11 protein-coding genes are annotated in these 18,580 nt (G+C 70.2%); 5 read left to right on the forward strand and 6 right to left on the reverse strand.

Annotated elements, in window-relative coordinates; genetic code table 11:
- Positions 1-61: 61 nt before the first annotated feature.
- On the forward strand, positions 62-2,308 hold the full coding sequence (locus Q2K21_RS31465) for a CDP-glycerol glycerophosphotransferase family protein (RefSeq protein ID WP_310777925.1): 2,247 nt from the start codon (positions 62-64) through the stop codon (positions 2,306-2,308).
- Positions 2,305-3,957, forward strand: coding sequence for a glycosyltransferase family 2 protein (locus tag Q2K21_RS31470; RefSeq protein ID WP_310777928.1), 1,653 nt, complete (start codon positions 2,305-2,307; stop codon positions 3,955-3,957). Before Q2K21_RS31465 ends, Q2K21_RS31470 begins: the two co-directional genes overlap by 4 nt.
- A gap of 164 nt (positions 3,958-4,121) precedes the next feature.
- Here Q2K21_RS31470 and Q2K21_RS31475 read toward each other — a convergent pair whose 3' ends face one another.
- From Q2K21_RS31475 to Q2K21_RS31485, 3 genes are all read right to left on the reverse strand, one after another.
- Positions 4,122-5,537: a hypothetical protein gene (locus Q2K21_RS31475; protein ID WP_310781344.1), complete on the reverse strand. Its 1,416-nt coding sequence runs from the start codon at positions 5,535-5,537 to the stop codon at positions 4,122-4,124.
- A gap of 152 nt (positions 5,538-5,689) precedes the next feature.
- Complete coding sequence (locus Q2K21_RS31480) at positions 5,690-6,244, reverse strand: GtrA family protein (protein ID WP_310777931.1); 555 nt, start codon at positions 6,242-6,244, stop codon at positions 5,690-5,692.
- Positions 6,245-6,450: 206 nt separating this feature from the next.
- Positions 6,451-11,391 (reverse strand): NAD-glutamate dehydrogenase, encoded by a 4,941-nt coding sequence (locus Q2K21_RS31485; RefSeq protein WP_310777935.1) that lies wholly within the window; start codon positions 11,389-11,391, stop codon positions 6,451-6,453.
- A gap of 643 nt (positions 11,392-12,034) precedes the next feature.
- Here Q2K21_RS31485 and Q2K21_RS31490 point away from each other — a divergent pair.
- Positions 12,035-12,601, forward strand: coding sequence for a DJ-1/PfpI family protein (locus Q2K21_RS31490; RefSeq protein WP_310777938.1), 567 nt, complete (start codon positions 12,035-12,037; stop codon positions 12,599-12,601).
- 46 nt (positions 12,602-12,647) lie between these two features.
- On the opposite strand, the gene Q2K21_RS31495 is transcribed toward Q2K21_RS31490, so the two are convergent.
- Positions 12,648-13,313 carry an HAD family hydrolase gene (locus Q2K21_RS31495; RefSeq protein ID WP_310777940.1) on the reverse strand — a complete coding sequence of 222 codons (666 nt, stop codon included), beginning with the start codon at positions 13,311-13,313 and terminating at the stop codon, positions 12,648-12,650.
- Between the two features lie 69 nt (positions 13,314-13,382).
- Positions 13,383-13,898, reverse strand: coding sequence for a DUF6912 family protein (locus Q2K21_RS31500; protein ID WP_310777943.1), 516 nt, complete (start codon positions 13,896-13,898; stop codon positions 13,383-13,385).
- A 346-nt stretch (positions 13,899-14,244) separates the two neighbouring features.
- On the opposite strand from Q2K21_RS31500, the gene Q2K21_RS31505 reads away from it, so the two are divergent.
- Positions 14,245-14,766 (forward strand): Rv3235 family protein, encoded by a 522-nt coding sequence (locus Q2K21_RS31505; RefSeq protein ID WP_310777947.1) that lies wholly within the window; start codon positions 14,245-14,247, stop codon positions 14,764-14,766.
- A gap of 73 nt (positions 14,767-14,839) precedes the next feature.
- On the opposite strand, the gene secA is transcribed toward Q2K21_RS31505, so the two are convergent.
- Positions 14,840-17,650, reverse strand: coding sequence for a preprotein translocase subunit SecA (gene secA, locus Q2K21_RS31510; RefSeq protein WP_310777950.1), 2,811 nt, complete (start codon positions 17,648-17,650; stop codon positions 14,840-14,842).
- Between the two features lie 295 nt (positions 17,651-17,945).
- On the opposite strand from secA, the gene Q2K21_RS31515 reads away from it, so the two are divergent.
- Positions 17,946-18,524, forward strand: coding sequence for a GNAT family N-acetyltransferase (locus Q2K21_RS31515; RefSeq protein WP_310777953.1), 579 nt, complete (start codon positions 17,946-17,948; stop codon positions 18,522-18,524).
- Positions 18,525-18,580: the final 56 nt, after the last annotated feature.

Here is an 18,580-nt window from a genome sequence, read left to right on the forward strand (position 1 = left end):
TTCTCTGCTGAGGTGCAAAAGCACCCGATCGAGGTGTTCCACCGGCACCGTACCGCCGTGGATGTCCGGAGAGCAGGGAGGCCACGTGCAACCAGGGCTGAGCGTCATCGTCCACGGCCCCGATCCCCAAGGTCACCTGGGCGAACTCCTGGACGCTTTGACCGCCCAGCCCTTCGCCGAGGCCGAGGTGGTCGTGGCGGCCGTCGGCGACTGGGCCCGGCAACAGGCGGAACGGTACGCGGCCCGGGACCCCCGGATGGTGGTGCTGCCGCTGCCGGAGGGCACCGGCGACAGCGCGGCCCGGACGGCGGGCGCCGGCCGGGCCACCGGCCGCTGGCTGCACTTCGTACACGCCAAGGACCGGCTGCCCGCCGGCGCCCTGCGCACGGTCGCCGACCGCACCGCCGAACTCGGGGACGCGGCGGACGTCCTGGTGGTCAACCACGTGTACTCGACCTGGCAGACCTCGGGCGCGCCCAGCGAGGACGGCCGGTTCCTGGCCCGCGCCGGCCGCCGCGCCGCCCCGCTCGCCGACTTCCCGGAACTGCTGCGGCTCACCCCGGTGCTGGGCAACCGCGTGATACGCGCGGCCTTCTGGCGATCCCTGGACGTCGCGGATCACGACTTCTCCGACGACGAGGTCTACGCCGCCCTCGCCGTACTCCTCCACGCCGGCGAGATCGCCTGCCTCGACCAGGTGGCGTACGAGATACGGGAGCTGCGGAAGCAGAGCCTGCCGCCGGTGACCGCCCCGCAGCGGTACGCGGTGATCGACCGCTACGAGCGGCTGCACCAGCTCCTCGACGAGCGGGGCGCCCACGAGGGGACGCGGGCCGTCCTGTACGACGTGATGGTCACCGATCTGCTGCGCACCTTCACCCGCAGCACAATGCCCGAGCAGGTGGCACGGGAGTTCTTCGGCCGCGCGTCCCGGGCCGCCGTACGCCGGCGGCCGGCGGACCACCAGCGCCCGGCCGGCTTCGAGGGCATCCGTCACGCGCTCCTGGAGGAGAACGCGTACACCAAGTACCGCGCCTTCCAGGCCGCCGGCCAGAAGCGGCGCGAGGTGAGGTCGGCGGTCGCGACGGGCAAGCGCCAGGTGAGCGCGAAGCTCCGCGACCACCGCTACCGGCGCGCGCTCGGCGAGCCCGTCGACCCCGACCTGGCGGTGTTCTCCGCGTACTGGGACCGGGGCGTGGCCTGCAACCCGGCCGCGATCGCGGCGAAGCTCGCCGAACTCGCCCCGCACATCCACCCGGTGTGGGTGGTGTCCAAGCACAAGGCGGCGCTGCTGCCACCGGGCACCGACCACATCGTCCCCGGCACCCGCCGCTACTGGGACGTGCTGGCCAGGGCCAAGTACCTCGTCAACAACGTCAACTTCCGCAACTCCGTGGTCAAGCGCCCGGACGCGATCCACCTCCAGACCCACCACGGCACCCCGCTCAAGCGCATGGGCCTGGACCAGCTCGCCTTCCCGGTCGCCTCCAAGGGCCTGGACTTCGACGCCCTGCTGGCCCGCGTCGACAAGTGGGACTACAGCGTCTCCGCGAACAGCCACTCGACACGGATGTGGGAGCGGGCGTACCCCTCGCGCTACACATCGCTGAACCACGGCTATCCGCGCAACGACGTCTTCTACTCGGCGACGGCCGGGGACATCCGCGCCGTCCGCGACCGTCTGGGCATAGCCCGCGGCCGCCGGGCCATCCTCTACGCGCCCACGCACCGCGACTACGAGGCCGGCTGGACCCCCCGCCTCGACCTCGCCTCGCTGGCCGACCGGCTCGGCGAGGACACGGTCCTGCTGGTCCGCGGCCACTACTTCTACGGCGGCGCGGCCTCCCCGCTGACCGGTCTGCGCCGCTCCGGCCGGGTGATCGACGTGTCGACGTACGACTCGGTCGAGGAGCTCTCGCTGGCGGCGGACGCCCTGGTCACGGACTACTCGTCGATCATGTTCGACTACGCCAACCTGAACCGGCCGATCGTGATCTACGCCGACGACTGGGAGACGTACCGCACCACCCGGGGCGTCTACTTCGACCTGATGGCCCAGGCACCGGGCCAGGTGGCGCACACGCAGGACGAGTTGGCGGCCGTCTTCGAGACGGACGCGTGGCGGGACGAGGCGGCGCTGAAGTCCCTGACCGCCTTCCGGCGCCGCTTCTGCGAGTTCGACGACGGGCGGGCCGCCGAGAGGGTCGTACGACGGGTGTTCCTCGGTGAACCCGAGGAGGCCCTGCCGCCGGTGCTTCCGCTCCTGGAACGCACCCCCGCCCCGACCCCCGAGGAGGCCACGGCATGACGACCCCCGACGTCACGGTCACTGTCATCGTCTACAACGACGCGGCCCGCCTCCCCCGTGCGGTCGCCTCCGTGCGCGCCCAGACCCACGCCAACATCGAGATCGTCATCAGCGACGACCACTCCACCGACGAGACACCGTCCGTGGCCCGGCAGTTGGCCGCCCAGGACCCCCGCATCCGCTATCTGCGCCTGCCGGAGAACAGTGGCGGCTGCAGCGCCCCGCGCAACGGGGGCATCGAGATCGCCCGGGCGCCGTACCTGATGTTCCTCGACAGCGACGACGAACTCCCACCGCGGGCGGTGGAACTGCTGCTGGCCGCGCACCGTGAGCGCGAGGTGGACTTCACCATGGGCGCGGTCCACCGGGTGCGTCTGGACAACGGCCGTCGCACGACGTGGATGCCCCACCTGTTCAGCGAGCGCCGCACGGTGGAGGGCATCGAGGCGGACCGTCGCCTGCTCTTCGAGCCCCTGTCGACGAACAAGATGTACACCCGCTCCTTCCTGGACCGCCACACACTCCGCTTCCCGGAGGGTGTCCACTACGAGGACCAGCTGTTCTCGGCGCAGGCGTACTGCCTGGCGAAAGCGTTCACGATCATCCCGGACCCGGTGTACGTCTGGTACATCGAGCCGTTCGCGGCGGCGGACTCGGCCACGATCTCCAACCAGCGGCACAAGCTCTCCAACGTCCAGGACCGCATCCGCGTGCACCGCCTGATCGACGACTTCCTGGAGGAGAGCGGGCACGCCGGGCTGCGGCAGGACAAGGACTACAAGTTCCTCAAGCACGACTTCCGGCTGTACGCGGGCGACCTGCCCTACCGGGACGAGGAGTGGCTGAACGCCTTCGCCGACATCATGAACCCCTACCTGGACGCCCTCTCCCCCGGCGCTTACGCCCGACTGCCCCGCCCGGAGCGGGTGGTGCTGGAGCTGCTGCGGGAGCGCCGCCTGGCCGACGCCCAGCTGGCTGCCCGCGGCCTGGGGCATCCGGTGGCGCCGCGGCAGGTCGGGGCCGATGCGTCCGGAGTGCCGTACTGGGGTTCCGAGGTGCCCGACACGGACCGGGCCCGTGCCGAACTGGACCTGTCCGACCTGGAGCTGGAGACGCGTCCGTTCCCGAGCGCGCAGTTCCGCCACGAGATCACGTCCGTGACGCCGGGCCCGGGAGCCTGTGTCGACCTCGCGGTCCGGACCTACGACCCGGGCCTGCGCCTCTCCGTGGGCCCGCAGCGGGCGAGCATCGTGGTCACCCCCGGCCGGCGCCCCCTGGTGACGGCCTTCCGCCTTGACCCGGTCCGCCCCGGGATCTTCGAGGGCCGGGTCCGGGTGGACCTGGCCGCGGCGCGGCTTCCCGTCCAGGGCTTCACCGGCGTCCGCCACCCGGTACTGCGCCTGGACCACCAAGGCCTGACCAACTCGGGCATCCTGCTGGCCCCGCTGACCTTCCGGGCGCTCACGGCGACCCAGGTGGGCGGGCTGCCCCACGAGGTGACGGTGGAACCGGAGGGCCGAGGACCGGGACGGCTCCAGATCCGGTGGCGCCCGGTGGGGGTGACGGCGCGGGTGGGGCCGGTAATACGCAGGGTGGCGGGGCCGAGGGTGCGGCGGGCTGCGCGGCTGGTGAGGAGCGCGTTGCGGTGACGGCGGGGGCTGCGCCCCCGGATCTCCGCTTTTCAATCGCCGGACGGGCTGAATCTTTGAGCCCGTCCGGCGATTGAGGACGAGGCCGTCAGGCCGAAAGCGGGGGTCTGGGGGCGCAGCCCCCAGGTACGGGAAGGGTAGGGGCGGCGGGGGCGAGCACCCCCTCAGCGCACCACCTCGTACAGCACCTGACCCCCCGGCCCCGAAGTCACCCGCCGCAACACCCGGTCCCCACCCGCCAACCCCCCGTCGGACGGCCGCTGAACAACCCACCGCACCCCGTACGACCGCAACACGGCAACCCGCGCCCCCCGTGACACCCCCGCCCCGAAGTACGTCCGCACAGCCGCCTCCCGCCTCCCCGCGTCCGGCAGGAAGAAGTCCGGGTACCCCGGCGCCACGGTGTACGCCCCGTACGCCGGGATCTGCCGCGCGGGAAGCGTCTTGGCCATCACCACGTCCCCGTACCGCACCCACGGCGTGAGCCACTGGTACCCCACCCATGGCACCCGGTACTTCGCCGCGACCACCGAGGGCAGAGCGTCCCGCCCGGTCACGTATCCGACGGTCTGCACCTGGGTCCACGCCCCGACGGCCAGCGCGCCCGCCAGCAGCCCCGCGGCCACGTTCCGCAGTGGCCCGCGCGCCGCCCCGGCCACTTCCACGGCCGCCGCGATCTGCGCCGGGATCAGCGCCGCCGGCAGCGTCCGCCCCCACGAGTAGTGCCCGGTCAGCCCGCCGGCCGCGAACACCAGCGCGCCGAGCACGAAGAACACCACCAGCGGATCCCGCCGGTCCCGCCGCGCCCGTACCCCCAGGGCCAGCACCCCGACGAGCAGGAGCCAGTACCGTGCGAAGAGGTCCTGGTACAGCGGCCGGTGGATCGCCTCCAGGCCGCCCACGCGCAACAGCGCGAAGAAGTCGTAGTACGGCCACACCGCGAGGACGGCTACCCCGAGCGCGACCCCGGCCCCGAGCCGCGGCCAGACCCGGCGCCCGGTCCGCGCGCCGACCACCGTCGCCAGCGCGCCCAGCGTCGCCACCACCCCGGTGAACTGATGACTGAGCAGAATCACCGCCCACATCGCGCCCAGCCCGAGGAACGCGATCCATCCCCCCGTGGGCTCGCCCTTCAGCGTCCGCGCCAGCAGCGCCCAGAAGTGAAAGGCCAGCCCCAGCGCGAACACGCTCGGATAAGCCACCGTCAGCGCCAGTGAATTGAGCCCGAGGAAGCCGCTCCACTTGAAGACCTGCGTACCCCACAGCAGCACCACGCACAGCAGGGCGAGCGGCGGCGCGAGAGGGTGGGCGCTCAGCGTACGGACGTACCGCCACACGCCCGTCACCAGCAGCGTCAGGCTGATCAGCGCGCCGATGCGCAACACGACCCATACGGACAGCCCGGTGAGGCGGGCGACGACACCGAGGAAGACGGTCCACGGCGAGTAGTACGGGCTCGGGGTGTTCTCGTCGACCAGCGGATTGCCGGGATCGAGCAGCCGATGCCGCAGCCGCTCCACGGTCGCCGCGTGCATGCCGAGATCGCCGTTCCACGGCAGCCGGACGATGATGAGCAGCATCAGCACGACGAACAGCACCACGGCCGCCCACAGCGCGACGCCTGCCGTGCCGCGCGGCCTGCCGACTCCCGCCAGCGAGCCCCTGGGCCCCCTGAGCCGCTTCTCGGTCCCGCCGGACGTCTGTCCCCGGCCGGTTCCCTGTGCCGCGACCCTCACCGCGCGCCGACGCCCTGCTTCGCCTCGTGCTCGAACACCCACGTCCGGTACACCAGGAAACGGAACGCCGACGCCAGCACGATCGACAGCGCCTTCGCCACATTCGAGCCGAACGGCCCGTCCATGCCGAGGCCCTGGTATCCGGCGTAGAACAGCACGCTCTCCATCACCACGCCGATTCCGCTGAAGCCGAAGAACAGGGCGATCTGCCTCGGGGTGCGTGCGGCCCGGTCTCGGTAGGCGAAGAAGCGGAAGCCGAGGTAGTTGGTGCCCATGGCGATGACGCTGGCGAGCACGGTCGCCGCCATCGGCGCCCACTTCACACCGTGCAGCAGGAAGTTGAAGACGACGAAGTTGACCGCGACACCGCTACCGCCGACGACGCCGAACTTGGCCGCCTCGACCACGAGCCGCCGGACCCGGACGAGCGTCGAAGCCGGGATCGGGGCCGCGTCCGGGGCCGGGACCTGCGCCGGGACCTGGGCGGGAACGACGGTCTCGGCGGCCGGGCGAGCGACCCGGGGCCGCTGCTCGGAGAGGTTCACGCTCACGGGTACGGGTCCTCCACAGTCATCCGAAGATCTCGCCAACCTAGCCCAAATGTCCCGTTTAGCAGGAAAGGGTAAATTCAACGCCGGAATTCCCCAAGATACCGGCAAGAAAGCCGGACAGGGCGGAAAGCGAGAGGACCATGCCCGAGTACGCGGACGGGGGCGCCCCAACACCTTGGGGCGCCCCCGTCCGCGTACCGGGCCTCCTAGCCGTGCGACCGCAGCAGCGTCCGCATCGTGCGCATCGCCACCGACAGGTTCGCGAGGTCGAAGGAGTCCGAGTTCGCGATCTCGTCGAGAGTCGTACGCGCCCGGCTCAGGATCGCCGCGTTCCTCTCCTCCCAGCCCGTGAAGCGCTGCTCCGGCGTGGAAGCGCCGTTGCCCACCGCCAGGATCTCGGCCGTCAGGCCCGCGTGGGCCGCGTACAGGTCCTCACGGATCGCCGCGCGGGCCATCGACTGCCACCGGTCGGCGCGCGGCAGTTCGATGATGCGGTCCATGAGCTGGGTGATCCGCAGCCGGTCGGCGAGGTCGTAGTAGACCTCGGCGACGGCCATCGGGTCCTTGCCGGTGCGGTCGGCCACCGACACGATGTCGAGCGTCGGGAAGGCGGAGGAGAACCCGGCCACGCGCGTGGCGAGTTCGTCCGGGACGCCGGCGCCCGTCAGCTCGTCGTAGATCTTCTGCCACCAGGCCAGGTCCGCGCCGCGCAGCAGCTTGGGCAGCTCGCTCCAGACCTGCTCGACACGGTCCTTGAAGAACGCGATCGTCCCGGTGAGCTCCAGCGGCTGCGGCCGGTTGTTGAGCAGCCAGCGCGTGCCACGCTCGACCAGCCGGCGGGAGTGCAGCCGGATCCGGGTCTGCACATCGGCGTCGACCTCGTTGTCGAGGGCCTCGACCGCGTCCCACACCGCACCGGCGTGGAAGATCGCGCGGGACGCGGTCTGCGCCCTGACGATCTCCTCCAGCGAGGCGCCCGTCTCCTCACGCAGACGGTGCAGGAAGCTCGTACCACCCGTGTTGACCGTGTCGTTGACCAGGAGGGTCGTCACGATCTCACGGCTCAGCGCGTGGCTGTCGATCTGCTCGGGGAACCGATCGCGCAGCGCGGTCGGGAAGTACGCGTGCAGCAGGCTGCGCAGATACGGGTCGTCGGGCAGCGGCGTCTCCAGCAGCTCCCTGGCCACCGTGATCTTCGTGTACGCCAGCAGGACCGCCGTCTCCGGGCCGGTCAGGCCCTGCCCGGAGCCCAGTCGCTCACGGATCTGCCGCTCGGTGGGCAGGAACTCCAGCGCCCGGTCGAGGTGACCCTCGCGCACCAGGTGACGCATGAAGCGCTGCTGCGCGTGCAGCATGTCCTTCGACTGGAACAGGGCGTTGGCGATCGCCACGTTCTGCGCGTAGTTGTTGCGCAGCACCAGGGCGCCGACCTCGTCCGTCATCTCGGCGAGCAGCTGGTTGCGCTGCTTGACCGTCAGATCGCCGTTGGCCACGACCGCGTTGAGCAGGATCTTGATGTTCACCTCGTGGTCGGAGGTGTCCACGCCCGCGCTGTTGTCGATCGCGTCGGTGTTGATCTTTCCGGCGTGCTGGGCGAACTCGATCCGGCCGAGCTGGGTCAGACCCAGGTTGCCGCCCTCGCCGACGACCTTGACGCGCAGGTCCCGGCCGTCCACGCGGATGGCGTCGTTGGCCTTGTCGCCGACGTCCGCGTTCGACTCCGTCGACGCCTTCACGTACGTGCCGATGCCGCCGTTCCACAGCAGGTCGACCGGCGCCTTGAGGATCGCCTTCATCAGGTCGGCCGGCGTCATCTTCATGACGCGGGACTCGATACCGAGGGCCTCGCGGATGTGCGCGTTGATCGGGATCGCCTTGGCCGAGCGGGGGAACACCCCACCGCCCGCCGACAGCAGATCGGTGTCGTAGTCGGCCCACGAGGAGCGCGGCAGGTCGAACAGGCGGCGCCGTTCGGCGTACGAGGTCGCCGCGTCCGGGTTCGGGTCGATGAAGATGTGCCGGTGGTCGAAGGCGGCGACCAGACGGATGTGCTCGGACAGCAGCATGCCGTTGCCGAACACGTCACCGGACATGTCGCCGATGCCGACCACGGTGAAGTCCTCGGCCTGGGTGTTCACGCCCAGCTCCCGGAAGTGCCGCTTCACGGACTCCCAGGCGCCACGGGCGGTGATGCCCATCTTCTTGTGGTCGTAGCCCGCCGAGCCGCCGGAGGCGAAGGCGTCGCCGAGCCAGAAGTTGTACTTCTCGGCCACCTCGTTGGCGATGTCCGAGAACGTCGCGGTGCCCTTGTCCGCGGCGACCACGAGGTAGGTGTCGTCCGAGTCGTGCCGGACCACGTCCGCGGGCGGCACGATCTCGCCGGCCACCATGTTGTCGGTGATGTCGAGCAGCGCCGAGATGAACGTCCGGTAGCTGCGGATGCCCTCGGCGAGCCACGCGTCGCGGTCCACGGCCGGGTCCGGCAGCTGCTTGGCGACGAACCCGCCCTTGGCGCCGACCGGCACGATGACGGTGTTCTTCACCATCTGCGCCTTGACCAGGCCGAGGATCTCGGTACGGAAGTCCTCACGACGATCGGACCAGCGCAGGCCGCCTCGCGCGACCTTGCCGAAGCGCAGGTGCACGCCCTCCACACGCGGCGAGTACACCCAGATCTCGTACGCCGGACGCGGTGCCGGCAGGTCCGGGATGGCCTGCGGGTCGAACTTCATGGAGATGTAGTCGTGCGGCGTGCCGCCCGCGGCCTCCTGGAAGAAGTTCGTGCGCAGGGTGGCCTTGATGACGGTGAGGAAGGAGCGCAGGATCCTGTCCTCGTCGAGCGAGGCGACCTGGTCGAGGGCGGCGTCCAGCTCCTCCAACAGGGCGTCCGTCAGCTCCAGGCCGGCGCGCTGCCGCTCCGGCGACATCCGCGCCTCGAAGAGCGAGATCAGCAGCCGGGTGGTGTGGACGTTGTTGCGGAGGGTGTCCTCCATATAGTCCTGGCTGAAGGTCGAACCGGCCTGGCGCAGGTACTTGGCGTACGCCCGCAGCACCATCGCCTGCCGCCAGGTGAGCCCGGCGCTCAGCACGAGGGCGTTGAAGCCGTCGTTCTCGGCCTGCCCGGTCCAGGTGGCGGCGAAGGCGTCCTGGAACCGCTCACGGGCGTCGTCGCCGAGGTAGTCGCCGTTGCCGAGCAGGGACTTGGGCAGGCGCAGACCGAAGTCGTAGATCCACGCGGTCGAACGGTCGGCGCAGCGCAGCTCGTACGGGCGCTCGTCGATGACCTCGACACCGAGCCGGTTGAGCACGGGCAGGACCGCGGAGAGGGAGACGGCCTCGCCCTTGCGGTAGATCTTGAAGCGGCGCTCGCCGGGGCCGACGCCCACGGGCTCGTACAGGCTGAGGGCGAAGTCCTTGCCGCCCTCCCCGACGGAGAGCCGCTCCAGGTGGACGAGGTCGGCGACCGCGGCGCGCGGGGTGTGGTCGGCCTTGTAGCCCTCGGTGAAGGCGCCCGCGTAACGGCGCAGCAGTTCGGCGGCGTGCTCCTCGCCGAGCTCGGCGTTCATCGCCTCGGCGAAGGCGTCGGCCCAGGAACGGGCGGCCTCCACCAGCCGGGCCTCGATGCGCTCCTTGTCGGCGTCGGACAGCTGCGGCAGCTCCGTGCCCTGCGGGACGCGGACCACGAAGTGCAGCCGGGACAGGATCGACTCGGTGTTCCACGCCGTGAAGTCGACGCTGGTGCCGCCGAGTTCCTCCTTGAGGATGTCGATGATCCGCAGTCGCACAACGGTGGTGTAGCGGTCGCGCGGCAGGTAGACGAGGGCCGAGTAGTAGCGCCCGTACTCGTCCTGGCGCAGGTAGAGCCGCAGACGGCGGCGTTCCTGGAGGTAGAGGACGGAGGTGACGATGGAGCGCAGCTCGTCGGCCGGGGTCTGGAACAGCTCGTCGCGCGGGTAGGTCTCCAGGATCTGGAGCAGGTCACGGCCGTCGTGGCTGTTCGGCGAGAAACCGGCGCCCTTGAGGACCTCGTCGACCTTGCGCCGGATCACGGGCACGCGGCGCACGGACTCGGTGTAGGCGGCGGACGAGAACAGGCCCAGGAAGCGGCGCTCGCCGACGACGTTGCCGTTCCCGTCGAACTTCTTCACACCGACGTAGTCGAGATACGACGGACGGTGCACAGTGGCGCGGCTGTTGGCCTTGGTGAGAACCAGCAGCTTGTGCTCGCGCGCCTTGGCGCGGGCGTCGGCCGGCAGCCGCTCGAAGGACGGGCTGACCGGGTGGCTCTCGTCGCTCGCGTGGTGCGGGTCGGATCGCAGTATGCCGAGCCCGGTGCCGGGCACGGCGGCCAGCGAGTCGTCCTCGCGCAGCTGGTACTCGCGGAAGCCGAGGAAGGTGAAGTGGTCGTCGGCCAGCCAGCGCAGCAGCTCGCGGGCCTCCTCGACCTCCGGCCCGGGCAGGTCCCCGGGCACGGCCTCCTTCGGGAGCTCGTCGGCGATGCGCAGCGCCGCTTCGCGCATCTTGTCCCAGTCCTCGACGGACTCGCGGACGTCGGACAGGACGCGCAGCAGATCGGCGGTGATCTGCTTCAGGTCGGCACGGTCGGTCTCGCGGTCGATCTCTACGTGGATCCAGGACTCGACGTGCGCGTCGTGCGGCAGCTCGCCGCCGGACGCCGCGGGCAGCACCTCCAGCAGCTTGCCGGTCAGGTCACGGCGGACGATGAACTGGGGGTGGATGACGACGTGGATACCGCGACCCTGCCGCGAGAGCTCATTGGTGACCGAGTCGACGAGGAAGGGCATGTCGTCGGTCACGACCTCGACGACGGAGTGGCTGCAGGTCCAGCCGTTCTCCTCGACGGTCGGGGTGTGGACCCGCACGTTGGCCGTGCCCTGGGGGCGCGTTTCGGCCAGTCTGTAGTGCGAGAAAGCGGCTCCGAAGACATCCACCGGGTCGCGGTCGGCCAGGTCCTCCGGGGCGGTGTGCAGGTAGTAGCGCTGGAGGAACGCGAGCACGGTGTCCCGGTCCGGGGTGCCCTCGCCCGTCGTCCCGGTCGGTAGGTGCCCCCCGACCGGGCTGTTCTCAGCTACCCGGGCGGCCCTCTCGAGCAGCTCGGCCTTGGCTTCGTCCAGCTTGGTCTGCATTGTCCTCTGGCTCCTGTCGCGCGCCGTTGCGTGACGTAGAAGGATGTTCGGTCTCTTCTCCGACGTAACGCCACGACGCGGGGTGTCCGGTCCGCTTCGACGCTATGCCGCATGGAGAGATGGGCGAGGTGTTATCGGCCATTTCCGGCACCCTCGGCGACTGTGACGCTGCTCTCGGCGCGCTGTGCGCCGCCCGCGTCCCGGACGCCCCGGCTGCCCTGCGGGGCGCCTGCGGCGCCCTTCCCGGCCGGCCTCGCCTGCGAAGACCAGCGACCGCCGCCCGGTCACGGATGTCGTCCGTGCTCACCGGGCGCAGGGCAGGGACGACAACGCCCCCGCGAGGTATCGCGCTGATCACGCCACAAGGCTATCGCTCCCAGCGGGGGGCACGTCATGAGCCGTATGTGTACAAAACAGGGGGTCGAACTTTGACGTTCTGCACAGGGGCGAAGCGGGCGATGCCGTGCAGGGGTGTCGGTGCGAGCATGACTGTACGAGCAGTGCCATGGCTGTACGAGCGGTGCGCGGCGGTTCGAGGCGGTACGAGGCAGTACGGGCCCCCTTGGCAAGCGCCCTCGGCCAAGGCACGTTGCCAGTAGCACTCGACGGAGCCGCCCGCACGACCGAGGGGAGCACAGCGAACATGACGCAGAAGATCCTGATCGTCACCGGGGACGCGGCGGAATCACTGGAGGTCCTGTACCCCTACCAGCGCCTGCGCGAGGAGGGCTACGAGGTTCATATCGCCGCCCCCACCCGCAAGACACTCCGCTTCGTCGTCCACGACTTCGAGCCCGGCTTCGACACCTATACCGAGAAACCCGGCTACACCTGGCCCGCCGACCTCGCCTTCTCCGAGGTCGACCCTGGTGAGTACGTCGCCATCGTCATCCCCGGCGGGCGCGCCCCGGAGTACCTCCGCAACGATCCCGAACTCCGCAAGATCCTCAAGTCGTTCTTCGACACCGACAAGCCGGTCGCTCAGATCTGCCACGGCCCTCTGCTCACCGCCGCGGTCGACGCCCTGCGCGGGCGGCGTGTCACGGCCTATCCGGCCCTGGAGCAGGACATGCAGGCGGCCGGTGCCACCTTCCAGGACGCCGAGGCGGTCGTCGACGGCACCCTGGTCTCCTCCCGCGCCTGGCCGGACCACTCCGGCTGGATGCGCGAGTTCCTGACGGTCCTGCGGGCGAAGGCGCCGGTCACCTGAGCCCACGTCCACCACGCTGCGGCGCCCCCAGGGGCGCCGCACCCGTTCACGCAGCCAGCCGCTCGGCCTCCGCGACCGCCTCCTCCAGGCAGTCCACCACCGGCACGCCGACCTCCTCCAGGCTGGCGCGGCCGTGGGAGCCGCCGGTGTACAGAACGGCCCGCGCTCCGACGCACCGGGCGGCGACCGCGTCGTCGGCGGCGTCACCGATCACCACCGTGCGCTCCGGCTCGACGCCGTCGAGGGCGCGCAGGTGCCGGACCATGTGCTCGGCCTTGCTGCCGCCGGACGGGCCGGTGCGCCCGTCCACCCGTATGAAATGCGACTCGATCCCGAAACCCCGGACCAGCGGGACGAGTTCGTCGTGCACGTACATGCTGAGGAGCGACTGGCTGCGCCCCGCCGCTCGCCATCCCGCGAGCAGCTCCGTGGCCCCCTCGGTGAGCCCGCACCGGACCCGGTGCTCCGCGTAGTACCGGTGGAAGACCTCGTCCATGACCTCCCACTCGACGTCCGTCGGCAGCCGGCCCATCAGCCGCTCGTAGAACTTCGGCACCGGCACGCAGTACAGCGCGCGGTAGTGCTCCAGCGTGATGGGCTCAAGGCCCAGCTCGGCGAACGCCGCGTTCGTCGCCCCGATGATCGCGTCATTGTCGTGGAACAGCGTCCCGTTCCAGTCCCAGACAATGTGCGCGCTTCCGTACGTCCCCATGGAAGAAAACGTACCCGGACCCACCGACAATCATCGGTGCCCCGAGCCCAGGTGCCGGAAAATCCCAGGTCAGGTACCCAGTCCCAGCAGATTCGGAATTTCCTGCGTCGCATACCAGAGCAGTTCGTGGTCCTCGGCGCCGTCCACAACAAACTGGGCGTCGTCGTCCCCGCCGTCCGCCGCCTCCAGCGCGTCGGTCGCCGCGGTCACGTCCGCCTCCGCGTCAGCCGCGTCGGCATGCACCGCGGCCGCCTTGGCCAGCGGCACGGCCCCGGCGACGCGCACCTCACCGAGCGCCGCCGGATCGAGGCCCCGGTCGGGATCGACGGCCGCCGCCCCGTCCGGCACGTCGACGGCCACGACGACCCGGCGTCGTGGTGCGCCCGGATCGGCTGCCAGCAGCCGCAGCGAGGCCAGCGCGGCCCGGCTCAGCGCCGCGTACTCCAGTTCCTCGATGTCGTCGGAGAGGTACCACTCGCGCAGCGCGGGCGTGACCGCGTACGCGACGACCGGTCCCGCCGCCAGCTCACCCGTCTTGTACGCCTCGGCGAGACCGGAGAGGGTCAGGGGGACGTAGACGCGCATGACAAGCCGCTTTCGTAGTCGGGAAAGGTGGCCGGACGGCCCGTGGAAGGGCCTGCGGAGATCGTTCCCGCGCCTCCGGCGAGTCACCCCAGGATACGTGCGGGCGTCCCCCTTCGGGTCCCGGCCGTCCCCTTGCGCGACGTCAACCGGGACGCTCGCCGTTCACCCGGTTCACCCCGCCCGCTCCACCGATTCCCGCCCCGCCCATCACCCTGATAGGTGAACCGTCCGGCCGCTCCGGCGCGCTCCGCGCTTCGTTGCGGCCTCGGTCCCCCGCCTCGTACAAGATCCCCACCGAGAAGTTACCGACCGGTATCGACCGGTCCCGTGAAACGGGGATTCCCACATGAACAAGGTGATGACCAGGAACAGCGTGCCGACCGGGGTCAGGCGCCACCCGGGCGGCCGCCCGCCGGTCCGCCACGACACCCGCCGCCCGGGCCCCACGCCCCGCCGTACGCCACCGGGCCGGGCCGCCTCCCGGACGGCGGCAGCCGACGCCCCGAGCCAGGCCCGAGCGCTCCCTCAGCCGCGTCCCACCGACGTCTTCGCCGACCGTCTCGTGTCCGTGCTGAGCGGCCGGCGCCCGGTCCACAGCATGCTCCGCCACACCGTCGGCCGGGCCTACGACGAACTGGCCCGGCTCGCCGAACGCGGCCCGCTGCGCACCCGGGGCGCCGATCCGGTCGTCCGCGACATCGGCTACTACGTCCCGCGCCCCGGCGCCATCGAGGCCTTCGCCCGCATCGGCGCGGGCGACCAGCTGCGCGCGATGGCGTTCCGCCTGGAGTGCGGAGCGGACCAGCGCTGGCGCTGCACAGCCGTGGAGCTGGGCGGCCCGCGCAGCTCACGGACGGACGACGACTGACGCGACCGACACGAAGGGCCGGGCACCCTCCGGTGCCCGGCCCCTCACCACGGCTGTATCGCCCGAGGTGTCGTTACTTCTTGCGGCGCCGTCCGCCCTTGGCCTGCTTGCGGCGCTCGGCGCGCGTGAGGCCGTCCGCCTCCGAGCGCACCGGCTCGTCGTCGCCGACGAGGTCGCCCTCGACGATGCCGCCCTCGCCGTCCACGGTCGGCGCGGAGAAGTGCAGCCGCTCGCGACGCTGCGGGGCGTCGAGCCCCTTGGCACGGATCTCCGGGCGAGCCGCCTGGGCCGCCACCGCCTCCTCCTTGTCCAGAGAGGGCTTGGCGTCCTCGACGGGGACCTCCTCGACCTGCTGTTCGACCTGAACCTCCAGGTTGAACAGGTAGCCGACGGACTCCTCCTTGATGCCGTCCATCATCGCGGTGAACATGTCGAAGCCCTCGCGCTGGTACTCGACCAGCGGGTCCTTCTGCGCCATCGCGCGCAGGCCGATGCCCTCCTGGAGGTAGTCCATCTCGTAGAGGTGCTCGCGCCACTTGCGGTCCAGGACCGACAGCACGACCCGGCGCTCCAGCTCACGCATGATCTCGGAGCCGAGCTGCGCCTCACGCTGCTCGTACTGCTCCTGGATGTCGTCCTTGACGGACTCGGCGATGAACTCGGCGGTCAGCCCGGCACGGTCACCGGCCGCCTCCTCCAGCTCCTCGACGGTGACCTTCACCGGGTAGAGCTGCTTGAAGGCGCCCCACAGCCGGTCCAGGTCCCACTCCTCGGCGAAGCCCTCGGCGGTCTCGGCGGCGACGTACGCGTCGATCGTGTCACCCATGAAGTGCAGGATCTGCTCCTGCAGGTCCTCACCCTCCAGGACGCGGCGCCGCTCACCGTAGATGACCTCGCGCTGCCGGTTGAGGACCTCGTCGTACTTGAGGACGTTCTTCCGGGTCTCGAAGTTCTGCGTCTCCACCTGCGACTGGGCGGACGCGATGGCGCGCGTGACCATCTTGTTCTCGATCGGCACGTCGTCGGGGACGTTCGCCATCGACATCACACGCTCGACCATCTGCGCCTTGAACAGACGCATCAGGTCGTCGCCCAGGGAGAGGTAGAACCGCGACTCGCCGGGGTCGCCCTGACGGCCGGAACGACCGCGCAGCTGGTTGTCGATGCGGCGCGACTCGTGCCGCTCGGTGCCCAGCACGTAGAGGCCGCCGAGGGACTCGACCTCGTCCTTCTCGGCCTTGACGGCCTGCTCGGCCTTCTCCAGGGCGGCGGGCAGGGCCTGGGCCCACTCCTCGATGTGCTCCTCGGGGTCGAGCCCGCGCTGGCGCAGCTCGGCCTCGGCGAGGTCCTCGGGGTTGCCGCCGAGCTTGATGTCCGTACCACGGCCGGCCATGTTGGTGGCCACCGTCACCGCGCCCTTGCGGCCGGCCTGGGCGACGATCGTGGCCTCGCGGTCGTGCTGCTTCGCGTTCAGCACCTCGTGCTGGATACCGCGCTTGCTCAGCTGCTGGGACAGGTACTCCGACTTCTCGACCGACGTGGTGCCGACGAGGATCGGCTGGCCCTTCTCGTGCTTCTCGGCGATGTCGTCGACGACCGCCTCGAACTTCGCGACCTCGGTGCGGTAGATCAGGTCCGACTGGTCCTTACGGATCATCGGCTTGTTCGTCGGGATCGGGACCACACCGAGCTTGTAGATCTGGTGGAACTCGGCGGCCTCGGTCATCGCCGTACCGGTCATGCCGGAGAGCTTGTTGTAGAGGCGGAAGAAGTTCTGCAGGGTGATCGTGGCGAGCGTCTGGTTCTCGTCCTTGATGTCCACCCCTTCCTTCGCCTCGATCGCCTGGTGCATGCCCTCGTTGTAGCGGCGGCCCGCGAGGATACGGCCCGTGTGCTCGTCGACGATCATGACCTCGCCGTCGATGACGACGTAGTCCTTGTCGCGCTTGAAGAGCTCCTTGGCCTTGATCGCGTTGTTCAGGTAGCCCACCAGCGGGGTGTTCACCGACTCGTACAGGTTGTCGATGCCCAGCCAGTCCTCGACCTTGCTGACGCCGGACTCGTGGATGGCGACCGTGCGCTTCTTCTCGTCGACGTCGTAGTCGCCAGTCTCCTCGATGCCCTTGAGGGGGTTGCCCGCCTCGCCCTTCTTCAGCCGCGTGACCAGCTTGGCGAAGTCGCCGTACCACTTGGTGGCCTGGTCGGCCGGGCCGGAGATGATCAGCGGCGTACGGGCCTCGTCGACCAGGATGGAGTCGACCTCGTCGACGACCGCGAAGTTGTGACCGCGCTGGACCAGTTCGTCCTGCGACCACGCCATGTTGTCGCGCAGGTAGTCGAAGCCGAACTCGTTGTTCGTGCCGTAGGTGATGTCGCACGCGTACTGCTCGCGGCGCTGGGCCGGAGTCATGTTGGCGAGGATGCAGCCGACGCTCAGGCCGAGGAACCTGTGGACGCGGCCCATCATCTCGGAGTCGCGCTCGGCCAGGTAGTCGTTGACCGTGACGATGTGGACGCCGTCTCCGGACAGGGCGTTCAGATAAGCGGGCAGGGTGCCGACGAGCGTCTTGCCCTCACCGGTCTTCATCTCGGCGACATAGCCGAGGTGGAGCGCGGCGCCACCCATCAGCTGCACGTCGTAGTGCCGCTGGCCGAGGACGCGCTTGGCGGCCTCGCGCACGGTGGCGAAGGCCTCGGGCAGCAGGTCGTCGAGGCTCTCGCCGTCTGCGTACCGCTTCTTGTACTCATCGGTGAGGGCCCGCAGCTCGGCGTCGGAGAGGTCGATGAAGTCCTCTTCGATGGAGTTGACCTGGTCCGCGATGCGGTGCAGCTTGCGCAGGATCTTGCCTTCGCCTGCACGCATGATCTTCGAGAGGACGGACACGGGGGTTTGTCTCCTTGCCGGTCGGGCCTGGGACGGTCGGTTATGTATGACAGATTGAGCAACGGCCATCGTAAGCGAGGACCCCACTGCGCCGGGAGGTCTGCCGGTGACAGCCACTAGGACAACGGACGGGCGTTGCGGAAGGTGCCGTGTCCGTGCCACGAAAAGTAACGGGGCTCTGACACAGTGGTGAGCGTTATGGGATGTCGGCGTGGCGAGGTGCGGACGAGGGCATGACGGTGACCCGACGGGAAAAGTCATGGCGTCGCGGCGGGAGCCCGAGCAGAATCGGGCGATGGACCCCGTCACCCTGACCACCGAACGCCTCCTGCTGCGCACCGTGGGCCCCCAGGACACCGACGCGGTGTACGAAGCCGCCCAGGATCCCGACATCCAGCGCTGGACCACGGTCCCGTCGCCGTATCTGCGCGAGCACGCGGAGGCGTTCGTCGCCCAGATCGTGCCCGACGGCTGGGCGGACGCCTCGATGTTCACGTTCGGCTTCTTCCTCCCCTCCGGAGAGCTGGTGGGCATGCTCGGCCTGACGATGCGCTCGCTGGGCGTCGCCGAGGTGGGTTTCTGGACGGCGAAGCAACACCGGGGCAACGGCTACACCACCGAGGCGACGCTCGCCGTGTCGCGCTGGGCCTTCACCCGTCTGTCCATCGACCGGGTGGAGTGGCGCGCGGAGGTGGGCAACGCGGGCTCCCGGGCGGTCGCGGAACGCGCGGGCTTCACCGTCGAGGGCACCCTGCGCTCCGCGATCAACAACAAGGGGGTTCGGCGGGACTGCTGGGTGGGTTCGCTCCTGCCGTCGGACCTGGGCCTGCCGTCGGCGGCACCGTATCTGCCGGCACCCTCGCGGCCGTCGTAGCCGCGGCCTGTCGCCATGGTCACAGGACCTGCTCACCCCGCATTGTCAGTCCCGCC

The organism is Streptomyces sp. CGMCC 4.7035, from assembly GCF_031583065.1.
Taxonomy (GTDB): Bacteria; Actinomycetota; Actinomycetes; order Streptomycetales; family Streptomycetaceae; genus Streptomyces; species Streptomyces yaanensis.